This window comes from Mesorhizobium sp. B1-1-6 (assembly GCF_006443035.1).
GTDB lineage: Bacteria > Pseudomonadota > Alphaproteobacteria > Rhizobiales > Rhizobiaceae > Mesorhizobium.
Map to the genome: position 1 here is coordinate 158,381 of NZ_VFWR01000013.1, position 12,239 is coordinate 170,619.

Annotated in this window: 13 protein-coding genes; 8 read left to right on the forward strand and 5 right to left on the reverse strand. The window is 62.2% G+C overall.

The genetic code is table 11. The features are described from left to right. Positions 1-213 precede the first annotated feature (213 nt). On the forward strand, positions 214-1,401 hold the full coding sequence (locus FJ979_RS24720) for a Xaa-Pro peptidase family protein (protein ID WP_140584101.1): 1,188 nt from the start codon (positions 214-216) through the stop codon (positions 1,399-1,401). 123 nt (positions 1,402-1,524) lie between these two features. On the opposite strand, the gene FJ979_RS24725 is transcribed toward FJ979_RS24720, so the two are convergent. Genes FJ979_RS24725 through FJ979_RS24740 form a run of 4 tightly spaced genes read right to left on the reverse strand, consistent with a single transcriptional unit; the run spans position 1,525 to position 4,563 of the window. Next, on the reverse strand, positions 1,525-1,998 hold the full coding sequence (locus FJ979_RS24725) for a hypothetical protein (RefSeq protein ID WP_140584103.1): 474 nt from the start codon (positions 1,996-1,998) through the stop codon (positions 1,525-1,527). 51 nt (positions 1,999-2,049) lie between these two features. After that, a complete protein-coding gene (locus FJ979_RS24730; protein ID WP_140500417.1) occupies positions 2,050-2,484 on the reverse strand; it encodes a cupin domain-containing protein in 435 nt (144 codons plus the stop codon). A gap of 2 nt (positions 2,485-2,486) precedes the next feature. Further along, entirely contained in the window at positions 2,487-3,356 is an 870-nt protein-coding gene (locus tag FJ979_RS24735; protein ID WP_140500416.1) for a phosphoenolpyruvate hydrolase family protein, read from the reverse strand. Between the two features lie 10 nt (positions 3,357-3,366). Continuing rightward, a complete protein-coding gene (locus FJ979_RS24740; RefSeq protein ID WP_140584105.1) occupies positions 3,367-4,563 on the reverse strand; it encodes a Tm-1-like ATP-binding domain-containing protein in 1,197 nt (398 codons plus the stop codon). 121 nt (positions 4,564-4,684) lie between these two features. On the opposite strand from FJ979_RS24740, the gene FJ979_RS24745 reads away from it, so the two are divergent. The 7 genes from FJ979_RS24745 to FJ979_RS24775 all read left to right on the forward strand — a co-directional run bounded on the left by FJ979_RS24745 (position 4,685) and on the right by FJ979_RS24775 (position 11,393). Continuing rightward, the gene (locus FJ979_RS24745; protein ID WP_140565998.1) at positions 4,685-5,368 is read left to right on the forward strand and encodes a TetR/AcrR family transcriptional regulator; all 684 of its coding nucleotides are present in this window, start codon (positions 4,685-4,687) and stop codon (positions 5,366-5,368) included. A gap of 357 nt (positions 5,369-5,725) precedes the next feature. Continuing rightward, positions 5,726-7,042 (forward strand): ABC transporter substrate-binding protein, encoded by a 1,317-nt coding sequence (locus tag FJ979_RS24750; RefSeq protein WP_140500410.1) that lies wholly within the window; start codon positions 5,726-5,728, stop codon positions 7,040-7,042. A gap of 69 nt (positions 7,043-7,111) precedes the next feature. Next, positions 7,112-8,017 carry a sugar ABC transporter permease gene (locus FJ979_RS24755; RefSeq protein WP_140500408.1) on the forward strand — a complete coding sequence of 302 codons (906 nt, stop codon included), beginning with the start codon at positions 7,112-7,114 and terminating at the stop codon, positions 8,015-8,017. A 1-nt stretch (position 8,018) separates the two neighbouring features. Then, entirely contained in the window at positions 8,019-8,978 is a 960-nt protein-coding gene (locus FJ979_RS24760; RefSeq protein WP_140500406.1) for a carbohydrate ABC transporter permease, read from the forward strand. Further along, complete coding sequence (locus tag FJ979_RS24765) at positions 8,975-9,208, forward strand: hypothetical protein (RefSeq protein ID WP_140500404.1); 234 nt, start codon at positions 8,975-8,977, stop codon at positions 9,206-9,208. The genes FJ979_RS24760 and FJ979_RS24765 overlap by 4 nt, the downstream gene beginning before the upstream one ends. Next, on the forward strand, positions 9,205-10,308 hold the full coding sequence (locus tag FJ979_RS24770) for an ABC transporter ATP-binding protein (RefSeq protein ID WP_140558332.1): 1,104 nt from the start codon (positions 9,205-9,207) through the stop codon (positions 10,306-10,308). The genes FJ979_RS24765 and FJ979_RS24770 overlap by 4 nt, the downstream gene beginning before the upstream one ends. Next, a complete protein-coding gene (locus tag FJ979_RS24775) occupies positions 10,308-11,393 on the forward strand; it encodes an ABC transporter ATP-binding protein (RefSeq protein WP_140513807.1) in 1,086 nt (361 codons plus the stop codon). The genes FJ979_RS24770 and FJ979_RS24775 overlap by 1 nt, the downstream gene beginning before the upstream one ends. A gap of 328 nt (positions 11,394-11,721) precedes the next feature. Here FJ979_RS24775 and FJ979_RS24780 read toward each other — a convergent pair whose 3' ends face one another. Continuing rightward, positions 11,722-12,153 (reverse strand): DUF4437 domain-containing protein, encoded by a 432-nt coding sequence (locus tag FJ979_RS24780; RefSeq protein WP_140558334.1) that lies wholly within the window; start codon positions 12,151-12,153, stop codon positions 11,722-11,724. Between the last annotated feature and the right edge of the window lie 86 nt (positions 12,154-12,239).

The following is a 12,239-nucleotide window of genomic DNA, read 5'->3' on the forward strand; positions in this document are numbered from 1 at the left end:
TACGGGAGAGTGGTCGATAAACCTGACCTGGTAAGACCAGGTCAGGTGATGCGCCTCAAATGACTGGCATCGGTGATGCGCGCCCGGCCGGGCGACCTGTTTCTGGCTGGACCAGATGGGCGAAAATGGTGCAGATTTGACCCGAAGTCGGTATCGGGATCGGGCAGCCGGCGGTCCAGCGCGATCTGCGCCGAAAATTCAGGGAGAGAGACAATGAACATAGCTCCGGGGAAGAGTGCCGTCGGCGACATCCCATTCGACCACGCCAGGGTCGATGGCCTGATGGAAGAGGCTGATATCGACGTTCTGCTCGCGACATCCAAGCACAACACCCAATATCTGCTTGGCGGCTACAAGTTCATCTTCTTCGCCGCCATGGATGCGATCGGCCACAGCCGGTACCTGCCGATCGTGATCTACGAAAAAGGCGGACCGGACCACGCCGCCTATATCGGCAACCGCATGGAGGGTGGCGAACACCAGAACCACCCGTTCTGGACGCCGACGCTGCATGCCGCCTGCTGGGGCACGCTCGATGCCGCCAATCTCGCTGTCGAGCATGTGCGCAAGATCGGCAAGGGCGACGCTCGCATCGGCATCGAGCCGGGTTTCCTGCCGTCGGACGCCTATGCCCTGATCTGCAAAGCGCTCCCCGACGCCAAGCTGGTCGATGCCACCGGCATGCTGGAGCGCATGCGCGCCATCAAGACCGAGGCCGAGCTGGAGAAACTGCGGATCGCCTCCGAACTGATCACCGATTCCATGCTGGCCACCATCCAATGGGCGCGCGAAGGCACGACCAAGAGCGAGATGATCGAACAGCTTCGCCGCGAGGAGACCAATCGCGGCGCGCATTTCGAATATTGCCTGCTGACGCTGGGCTCCAGCCACAACCGCGCGGCGTCGCCGCAGGCGTGGAAGAAGGGCGAAGTGCTGTCGATCGATTCCGGCGGCAATTATCATGGCTATATCGGCGACCTCTGCCGCATGGGGGTTCTCGGAGACCCGGATGCCGAGCTGGAGGACCTGCTGGCCGAGGTCGAGGCGGTGCAGCAGGCGGCGTTCTCGAAGGTAAAGGCGGGTACGCTGGGTGGTGACATGATTTCCCATGCCGAAGGCGTGCTGAAAAGATCCAAGGTCGCGCCCTACACGGATTTCTTCGCTCACGGCATGGGGCTGATCACGCATGAGGCGCCGTTCCTGATGACCAACCATCCGGTGACCTATGAAGGCACCTATGCGGGCAAGCCGCTGGAGAGGAACATGGTGCTGTCGGTAGAGACGACCATGCTTCACCCGACGCGCGGCTTCATCAAGCTGGAGGATACGGTGGCGGTTACCGATGCCGGCTATGTGATGTTCGGGGATCGGGGTCGGGCATGGAACCGGGGTGGCATGTAACCTGCCACATTACAAATGAGCGTGCCGGTCTCGATTGTCTCTAAGGCGCGTCGCGTCGAAACGAATTCATGCGCGGCGCTTTGCCGTTGCCGCTAAACAGAAGTCACTTTTGTGCGACAGGCACTAAACCATTCCAGTGCAGACGACTTCCAATCTTCCGTCGATCGTCTGGGTGCAGCATATGGTAAGCCCCTCGGATGCGGAGACGACGGCGCAATCGGATGCAAACGTTGACGCCCACGGACTACCGGACTTGGCGTTGCGATAGAACCAGGAGAGTTGGCTCTGAAGCCCGGCCATGATCATAAGCAGGGCATTGATGTCACGTTGATCCGGCGAGGGCTGTGTAAAAGCGATCTTGACCAGCGGATGCTTGTGGTCTTTGCAGTTGACCGTCCGTACCTGCTCGACCGTCTGGATCAAGCTCAGCGGCACGGGTATCCAGGATTCGCAGGACAAATCGGTCGAAAAGAGAAGCGTTGACGGGTCGGCGTCGTTGGCCTTGACAATACCGCCAACCGTCATGGCCGGGTTGCCGTCCGGCAGGCTGCCCGTTGCGAGCTTTTCCACGAATTCCTGGGGACTGAAACGCGTCATCGCTTCTCTCTCAAGGAGGCATGCTGGACGATAGCATATCGGAAGGGCGCCTCAAAGTCGCGAGCGAGGGGAGTTCCCGGCCGGCAGCAACCTGAAATCCGGCAGTTCGCGCAATCCCAGTTCCGGCCCTGCCGGCGAATAGACGACGAACAGCTGCATCGGCCCGTCGCCGGTGTTGAGCGTCGAGTGGAAGCGGCTCTCCGGCACGTAAATGGTGCAGCCGGGGCCGACCTTCTCGACCACCGGATTGCCTTGCTCGTCCTCGACCATCTGCTCGCCATGGCCCGAAATGACAAAGATGATTTCCTCCGCGCCCGGATGGTTATGACGGGTATGGCCCTTGCCGGAGGGCAGGTCGACGACGCCGCCGGAAAAGCGGGTCGCGCCGTTCACTTCCGGAGCGACCGTCAGCGACAATTTTCCCCAGTCGAATCCGAAGGCGCTGACATCCTTCGGGTACACGAACACCTTGCTCTTGTCGGTCATTCTCATGATCCCTTCTTTTTCTTCGTGGTCGTCTTCAGGCCGCCAAGCGTGACGGCCTTGAAATCGGCGGTCTGCCGGGCGATCGCCGCTTCCGCCGGCAGCCGCTCCATCGAGCTCGCGCCATAGAAGCCGTGCAGCCCCTTGCAGCGTTCGAGGATGTAGCGGGCGTCGTCCGGCATCGAGATCGGCCCGCCATGGCAAAGCAGGATGACATCCTTGCGCACCGAACGGGCCGCTTCGGCGATCGCGTCGATGGCGACCACGCAGTCGTCGAGCGACTTGGCAGAGGTGGCGCCGATCGAGCCCCCCGTCGTCACGCCCATATGAGCCACGACGATATCGGCGCCGGCCCTGGTCATGGCGCGCGCCTCGTCCGGGTTGAAGACATAGGGCGTGGTCAGAAGATCGAGCTTGCGGGCTTCGGCGATCATGTCGACCTCGAGCCCAAAACCCATGCCTGTCTCCTCGAAGCTCTGTCGCATGCTGCCGTCGAACAGGCCGATGGTGGGGAAATTCTGCACCCCGGAAAAACCCATCGTCTTCAGCTCGGAGAGCAGCAGCGGCATGATGACGAACGGATCGGTGCCGTTGACACCAGCCAGCACCGGCGTCTTCCTGACCACCGGCAGCACCTCGTAGGCCATCTCCTTGACGATCTCATTGGCATTGCCATAGGCCAGCAGGCCCGCGGCCGAACCGCGACCGGCCATGCGGTAGCGGCCGGAATTGTAGATGATGATGAGGTCGATGCCGCCGGCCTCCTCGGCCTTGGCCGACAGGCCGGTGCCGGCGCCGCCGCCGACGATCGGCACACCCTTGTCGATCATTCCCCTGAATTTCTTCAGTATGTCCTTGCGCGGTATTGCCGGCATGTCTTGGATCTCACTGTCTGGCGATTTCGAGGAAAGCCGCGACCGCGACCGTGGCGAATCGGGGATCATTGATGTGCAGCGGCAGACGCGTCAGCCGGCGCGTAGCGTTCGGCTTGATCGTGCGCTCGATGGCTTCGAACAGGGCGGCATCGGCTTGCGGGTCGAAGAAGGCGCCGCCTTCGATGTCGAGCGCGGAGACGCCTTTCTCCGGGATAAGGAAATGCACGGGCCCCTTGCAGCGGGCGAGCCTTGTGCCGATCCATTCGCCGATCTTGCGGCATTCCTGCGCCGTCGTGCGCATCAGCGTGACGTTCGGGTTGTGCTCGTAGAACAGCCGCCCGCGATAAGGGTCCGGAATGGTCGCAGGCGCCCAGAAATTGACCATGTCGAGCGCGCCGACCGAGCCGACATAAGGCAGGTCGGTGCGGGCAACGGCACCGAAACGATCCTCCGTCGCCGGCAGCACGCCGCCGAACAGGAGATCGCAGACCTCAGTGGTGGTGATGTCGATGACGCCGGACAGCAGGCCGCTGTCGGCCAGTTTCTCCATGCTGCGGCCGCCGGTGCCGGTGGCGTGAAAGACCATGCAGTCATAGGTCGAACGGAGCTGATCCGCGATTGCCGTCACGCACGGCGTGGTGACGCCGAACATGGTGAGGCCGATCGACGGCTTGCCCTCGGGCGGCGGCGGCGGTCTGGCGGCCATGCCCGATATCGCCTGGGCCGCATTGTACAGAACGACACGCGAGAGCTGGTTCAGCCCGGCCATGTCGGTCACCGATGGCATCATGATGATGTCCGAGATGTCGACATAGGGCGCGGTGTCGCCGGAAGCGAGCGTCGAAACCATGATCTTGGGCAGGCCGAGCGGCAGCGTGCGCATGCCTGCGGTGACGATCGACGTGCCGCCGCCGCCGCCGATGCCGATCATGGCGGCAATGTCGTTTCGCGATTGGGCAAAGCGAGCGAAGGCGATGCCCATGGCGGCGACCGCAGCGCCGCGGTCGTCGCCGGCGAGCACCGCGTCTCGCCCGCCGGGATGGTGGCCTGCCACATCCCCAGCGGCAATGTCGACCGGCACGCTCGCGGCGCGCGTTCCGACGTCGACCCGGCAGACAGCGGCACCCGTGGCGGCGATCGCGTCGGCCAGGAAGGCGAGTTCCTCACCCTTGGTGTCCGCGGTGCCCACCACATAAATGCGCTTCATCGATGCCTCCCTCTGCCGGTCCAAGTCACCCAGAGGCTCAGTGCTCTACAGAGCGTCAACCTAGCCATTCCGAAAACGAGGAGGTCATTGCAATTTTTTGAGACGCGCGTATCATATTGGTATGGATGTCTCACGTCAACAAGCCGCAGCAAGCGACGACACCGCCGGGGGACCAGAGCGTGGACCCCGCGCGCGCACGAAACGGCTGATGCTGGAGACGGCGACGAGGCTGATGCAGGCAGGCGCAACACCTTCGGTCAGCGAGGTTGCCGAGGCGGCGCAGGTGTCCCGCGCCACCGCCTACCGGTATTTTCCGAGCCAGGCGGCACTGGTGCAGGCAGTGGTTAACGAGGGGCTCGGGCCGATCCTCACCTGGAAATCCACCTCTGCCGATGCCGAGCGCCGCGTTGCCGAGCTCTTCGACACGGCCATGCCGCGCATCGAGGCTTTCGAGGCGACCTTCAAGGCGGCATTGAAACTGTCGCTCGATCAGTGGGCGCGGCGCCAGGCCGGTACTTTGGGAAGCGAACCGGCCTTCAAGCGGGGCCACCGCGTCGAATTGCTTCAGGACGCGCTCGCTCCGCTCAAGGGCCGGCTGCCGCCGCGCGACCTCAAGCGGCTGGCGCAGGCGCTGTCGCTGATCTTCGGCGTCGAGGTGCTTATCGTGCTGAAGGACATCTGGGGACTGGACGGTCGCCGGACGATGTCCGTTGCCCAGTGGGCGGCGGTCGCCCTGGTGCGCGCGGCGATCGCGGAATCAGTCTCCGAAGCACAAGCGATCGAACCAACAAGGGTCACGAAATAGCAGGTATCTGGTTCTACCAGATTTGCATACTGGTTGCCGATATTAACCGCAATGCTGAAGCATGAACAAGGCCGATGTCTATCAATGAGTAGGAAAATTTAGGAAAAACAGGCAGATAAGGCTGGAATTCGAGACTTCGAGCTGTCACCATTGCTCAAGAAAGGGCTTGACGGAGCTTCAAAATTGGTAATACCAGATCAAAGGAGAAAAGCGGATCGAAAGTGAGGGCTGCGATCCATTTCCGGACGGGCGAGGAGGCTCCAAACCGGAAGGCGCGACCAAGGGAGGAACTACCAGGGCCGGCCCAGTTTGCCGGTTCGCTTGATACGGTAGAATGCGCACAAGGGAGGAAACATCATGCGCAAGATAGTGACCAGCTTGCTTGCTGGTATCGGCTTGACACTTGCCTGCGGAACATCCGTCTACGCCCAGGACAAATCGCTCACCATCTTCTGGGCGGAATGGGATCCTGCCAACTACCTCCAGGAACTCGGCAACGAGTACGAGAAGGAAACCGGCGTCAAGATCACGGTGGAGACCACGCCCTGGGCCGACTTCCAGACCAAGGCCTTCACCGAGTTCAACGCTCATGGCGATGCCTACGACCTGGTCGTCGGCGACTCGCAGTGGCTCGGCGCCGGCTCGACCGGTGGCCACTATGTCGACCTCACCGACTTCTTCAACAAGCACAAGCTCGGCGAGGTGATGGCGCCGGCGACGGTGAAGTACTACGCCGAATATCCTGGCAACAGCGGCAAGTACTGGGCCATCCCGCTCGAAGGCGACGCCGTCGGCTGGTCCTATCGCAAGGACTGGTTCGAGGATCCCAAGGAGAAGGAAGCCTTCAAGGCCAAATACGGCTACGACCTCGACGTGCCGAAGGATTTCAAGGCGCTGCGCGACATCGCCGAATTCTTCCACCGGCCGGACCAGAAGAGATACGGCATCGCCATCTACACCGACAATTCCTATGACGCGATGGCGATGGGCTTCGAGAACGCGCTGTTCTCCTATGGCGGCGAACTGGGTGACTATTCGACCTACAAGGTCGACGGTTTCATCAACTCCGACAAGGCTGTCGCCGCGCTCGACGCCTATAAGGAGCTTTACAAGTTCACGCCTCCGGGCTGGGCCAAGTCGTTCTTCGTCGAGGACAACCAGGCGATCACCGAAAACCTGGCCGCGATGAGCATGAACTACTTCGCGTTCTTCCCCTCGCTGATCAACGAGGCGTCGAACCCGAACGCCAAGAACACCGGCTTCTTCGCCAATCCTCCCGGGCCGAACGGCGACCAGTTCGCCGCACTCGGTGGCCAGGGCATCTCCGTCGTCTCCTACTCGCAGAAGCAGGACGAGGCGATGAAGTTCCTCGAATGGTTCATCAAGGACGAGACCCAGAAGAAGTGGGCGGCACTCGGCGGCTACACCTGCAGCGCAGCCGTGCTCAAGTCCGAAGAGTTCCAGAATGCGACGCCCTACAACAAGGCCTTCTACGAGACCATGTTCAAGGTGAAGGATTTCTGGGCGGTGCCGGAATATGCCGAACTGCTCCAGCAGCTCAACCAGCGCGTCTATCCCTACATGATCGGCGGCGAAGGCACCGCCAAGGAAACGCTCGACGCACTGGCCGCCGACTGGAACGCGACCTTCAAGAAATACGGCCGCGGCCAATAATCGTTCATGTCCCACGGAGGGGGCGCTCATGCCTCCTCCGTTTCTTTTTCTTCAAGCGGGAGCAGGGTCTTGGCGACCACGATGATCACCACGCTGGACAGATCTTCACGCGCGGCCGCGCGTGGCCTTAGCGATATTTCGATCCGCAATCTTTTCATCATCCCGACGATCCTGTTCCTGATCGTCTTCAACATCTTTCCGCTGATCTATTCGCTCGGCTATTCCTTCACCGATTTCCGCGCCTCGACCAACGCGCCGGCGAATTTCGTCGGGTTGCAGAACTACCGCGACCTGCTCAGCGACCCCTATGTCTGGTCCAACTTCGCCATCACCGCCAAATACGTGATCATCTCGGTCGCCGGACAGTTGCTGGTCGGCTTCGGCGTGGCGATGCTGCTCAACCGCGACATCCCGCTGAAGGGGCTGCTGACGACCCTGCTGCTGCTGCCGATGATGCTGTCGATGGCCGTCGTCGGCCTGTTCTGGAAACTGCTCTACGATCCGTCATGGGGCGTCATCAACTATGCGCTCGGGCTTGGCAATTTCGAGTGGCTGGCCGACCCCAAGATGGCACTCTACGCGGTGGCGCTGACCGACATCTGGATGTGGTCGCCCTTCGTCATGCTGCTGTCGCTGGCCGGCCTCTCGGCGGTGCCGAAGCACCTCTACGAAGCCGCCGCTATCGACCGCGCCGGTCCGTTCTACACCTTCTTCCGCATCACCTTGCCGCTGGTCGCGCCGATCCTCATGATCGCCGTCATCTTCCGCACCATGGAAGCGTTCAAGACCTTCGATCTGGCCTACATCCTGACCACCCAGCCGACGGCTGAACTGATCTCGATCCGGCTCTACAAGATGGCGTTCCAGGAATGGCAGACCGGGCGCTCCTGCGCGCTCGCCTACATCGTGCTGATCATGGTGCTGGCCATCACCAACATCTACGTCAAATATCTCAACAAAGTGAAGGAGCGCTGAGATGGCCGCCGTCCGCACTTCTTCCGAGATCGCCCTCAACCGCGTCGCAATCGTCGCCGTGCTGGTGGCGACAGTGATCTTCCTGGCGCCGATTTACTGGATCGCCTCGACGGCGTTCAAGCCGCGCAATCTTGCCACCACCATCCCGCCGACGGTCGTGTTCCAGCCGGAGATATCGCCCTTCGTGAAGCTGTTCACCAAGCGCTCGCAATTGCGCAGCCCGCCTTCGCCGGAAGAATATGCGGCGGCGCCCTGGTGGGAACGCGTCGTCTTCGACGGCGGCGAAAAGATCGTGCGCGACGGCAAGGGCCAGGTGCAATGGTCGGGCTATCCGAACCGTTTCATGAATTCGCTGATCGTCGCGATCACCTCGACGGTGCTGGCGGTCGGCATGGGTACGTTCACCGCCTATGGCTTCTCGCGCTTCAGGGTCAAAGGCGAGGCGGACCTTTTGTTCTTCATTCTGTCGACCCGCATGCTGCCGCCCGTGGTGGTGGCGATCCCGATGTTCCTGATGTACCGGGCGGTCGGCCTCAACGATTCCCATATCGGGCTGATCATCCTCTACACCGCCTTCAACCTGTCCTTCTCGGTTTGGCTGATGAAGGGTTTCATGGACGAGATCCCGAAGGAGTACGAGGAAGCGGCGCTCGTCGACGGCTATACGCGCATGGAAGCCTTCTTCAAGATCGTGCTGCCCGAAGCCGCCACCGGCATCGCCGCCACGGCCGTGTTCTGCTTCATCACGGCATGGAACGAATATGCCTTCGCGCTGATCATGACCAATCGCCGCGCCCAGACGGCACCGCCGTTCATCCCGAGCCAGGTCGGCTCCGGGCTGCCGGACTGGACGGTGATCGCCGCCGGCACTTTCCTGTTCCTGCTTCCTGTCGCCATCTTCACCTTCCTGCTTCGTAATCACCTGTTGCGCGGCATGTCCTTCGGAGCGATCCGCAAATGAGCTTTCGCGCCATCAACCAGAAATATCTGGAACCAGGCAGCCAGGTGCTGATGGTGCTCGGCATCATTGCGCTATGCCAGCCCTGGAGCTTGCTGCTGCACAGCTATGGGCTGACCATCATCCTGATCGGCCTGATCGGCTTCAACATCACCTCCAAGATCGCACCGCAAGAGGAAGCCGGGACCGGCCAGTCAGGCGATCCGCAGCGAAATCCGGGAGCGCAGCATTGACCCAGATCGAGCTTCGCGGCGTCCAGAAGTTCTTCGGCGCCGTCCAGGTCATCAAGGACCTCAACCTCAGGATCGAAGACAACGAGTTCATCGTGCTGCTCGGCCAGTCGGGCTGTGGAAAGACGACGACGCTGCGCGCCATTGCCGGGCTGGAGACGATCGACGAGGGCGACATCCTCATCGACGGCAAGCCCATCCAGCATCTGAAGGCCGCCGATCGCGACATCGCCATGGTCTTCCAGTCGTTCTCGCTGTACCCGCATATGAGCGTCTACGAGAACATCGCCTTTCCCTTGCGCGCCACGCGAAAGAGCAAGAGCGAAATCGACCAGGAAGTTCGCTCGGTCGCCAAGACGCTGCAAATCACGGACCTGCTCGGCAAGAAACCGTCGGCGCTGTCGGGCGGCGACATGCAGCGCGTGGCGATCGGCCGGGCACTGGTGCGGCGGCCGAAGGCGATGCTGATGGACGAGCCGATCGGCGCGCTCGACGCCAAGCTGCGCGAGGAGATGCGGGCCGAGATCAAGCGGCTGCACATCAAGCAAGGCTCGACCACCATCTACGTCACCCATGACCAGATCGAGGCGATGAGCCTCGCCGATCGCATCGTCATCATGCATGAGGGGGTTCTCCAGCAGGTCGGCTCCCCCGACGAGGTCTATTCGCACCCGGCCAACCTGTTCGTCGCGCAATTCGTCGGCAGTCCGGTGATGAACGTGGCCGACGCGGCGGTGGCCGAAAAAGCCTCGTCGGCCTCGGTGACGGTGGGCGATGCGCCAACCGGTTTCGAATTCCCGCGCGCGCTCCTGTCGAAGCTCAACGGCCATGCGGGCGGCCGGCTGGCACTCGGCATCAGGCCGGAAGGCGTCCTCATCAGCCGTGAGGCGGCGGAGGGCTTCATGGCGGTCGAGACGCAGATCGTCGAGCCGCTCGGCTCGTTCGACATCGTCGACCTGAAAGTCGGCTCCAAGATGCTGCGCGCCCGCACCAAGAGCGGCTTCATTTCAGGTCCCGGCGAGAGGGTGTTCGCCAGGATCGATCCGACACAGGCGCATTTCTTCGACGCGGCGAGCGGCAAGTCGCTCGGAGTGAGACTCTGATGGCCCATATCCAGCTCAAGAACATCTCCAAGACGTTCGGCAATCACACGGCCCTGACCGGGCTCGACCTCGACATCGCCGATGGCGAGTTCTTCGTCCTGCTCGGCGAGACGGGCGCGGGCAAGACAACGACGCTGCGGCTGATCGCCGGACTGGAAAAACCGAGCGAGGGCCAGGTCTTCATCGACGGGATCGACGTTGCCGACTGGGGCGCCGCCGAGCGCGACGTGGCGCTGGTGCTGCAGCAATATTCGCTCTACCCGCGCTATACGGTGCGCGAAAACCTCGAATTCCCGCTGAAGCCGAAGATCCGGCGGCTGCCCGACGCCGAAATCAAGGACCGCGTCGACCGCGCGGCGCGGACGCTCAGGATCGAGCATCTGCTCGACCGCAAGACCGACCGGCTGTCGGGCGGCGAGATGCAGCGCGTCTCGATCGGCCGGGCCATCGTGCGCAAGCCGCGCGTGTTCCTGATGGACGAGCCGCTGTCGGCGCTCGACGCCAAGCTGCGCGAGGCGCTGCGCACGGAACTGAAGAACCTGCAGATGCAGCTCGGCGCCACCTTCCTGTTCGTCACCCACGACCAGATCGAGGCGATGTCCATGGGCGACAAGGTGGGCGTGCTCAACCATGGCCGCATCGTCCAGACCGGCACGCCGCATGAGATCTACAACAATCCGCGCGACACCTATGTGGCGAGCTTCGTGGGCTCGCCGCCGATGAACCTCATCGACGGCAGGGTGGTCAACGATCGTGCGGTCATGGCGCCGCTGAATTTCGAATTGCCGCTTTCAGGGGGAGCCAAGGCGAGTGCGGCGACCGACGGTCGCCCGCTCGTCTTCGGCATCCGCCCCGAGGACGTCTATCTCGAGAGCGGTGCGCCGGTCGAGGCGCGCGTCCACGACGTCGAAAACCATGGCGTGGAAAAGATCCTGACGCTGCGCGTGGGCGAGACCACGCTGCGCGCCACGGTGCCGGCGCGGACCGATGTCGCGATCGAGCAGCCGGTGCGCTTTGCCTGGAATCCGGACAAGGTGGTGCTGTTCGACAAGGGCAGCGGCGTGAGTTTGCGGCACGCCGGATGAGGCGAATATCGCGAATGCGATGTTCCGGACAGCGCCCTAAACAAAAAGCCCGACTTGCGGCAGGGCAAGGAATCCGGGTTAACGGGTCCCTCCGGAGCCTTCGTCGGTGCGCTGTTGATGAAGCATTGAACGGAAAAACCCGCCTGTGCGGCGGGTCCCTGGCGCAACTCAGCACCATAACCAAATATCTACCATAGTTGCCTTCACCCAGTTAAGAAAAAATTCCTATCATGGGAAACTGGCACAGCGGGACTGGCTGTGGTCAGGTCTTGTTAACCCGAGTTCTGAGCCCCCGCAGCAATGCCGGCCGGACAGCCGTCCCGCACCTCTACTTCGGCAGATAGGTCTCATAGGGCTCGGTGTTGATCAGCAGGATCACGCATTCCGTCTCCGAGAGGCAGGCGTCGGCATGCATCTCATTGGCCTTCTGGGTCCAGTAGGATCCGGGAGGCAGCTCGACCTTGCTCGCCTCGCCGCCGTCCATCTGCCAGTGCGCCCATAGGCCCTGGATCACCACGGCGCGATAATCGGCGGTGTGCGCATGAACAGGGGCGTGCCAGTTGCCCGGGACTTTCAGCAAGGTACCCGCGGGGCCCTTGGCCCTTTCTCCCCATAGCGGTCCGAGACGCTGCGGTTGGTCCGGCGCCTCAGAAACATAGGGAATCTTGCTGGCCGGCAGATAGCTGTCCTCAAGGGCGAAGGCACGGCCGGGGATAGTGAGCATTGCGGCCAGCGTCAGGATCTTTAAGTGATTTGGCATCGCTTCTCCTCTTCGGGCCGACTTGCCGCCAGCGCTCGTCTGTTGGATGACAAGCTATTGCAAATGGCCAAGCCGGGAATGGCATT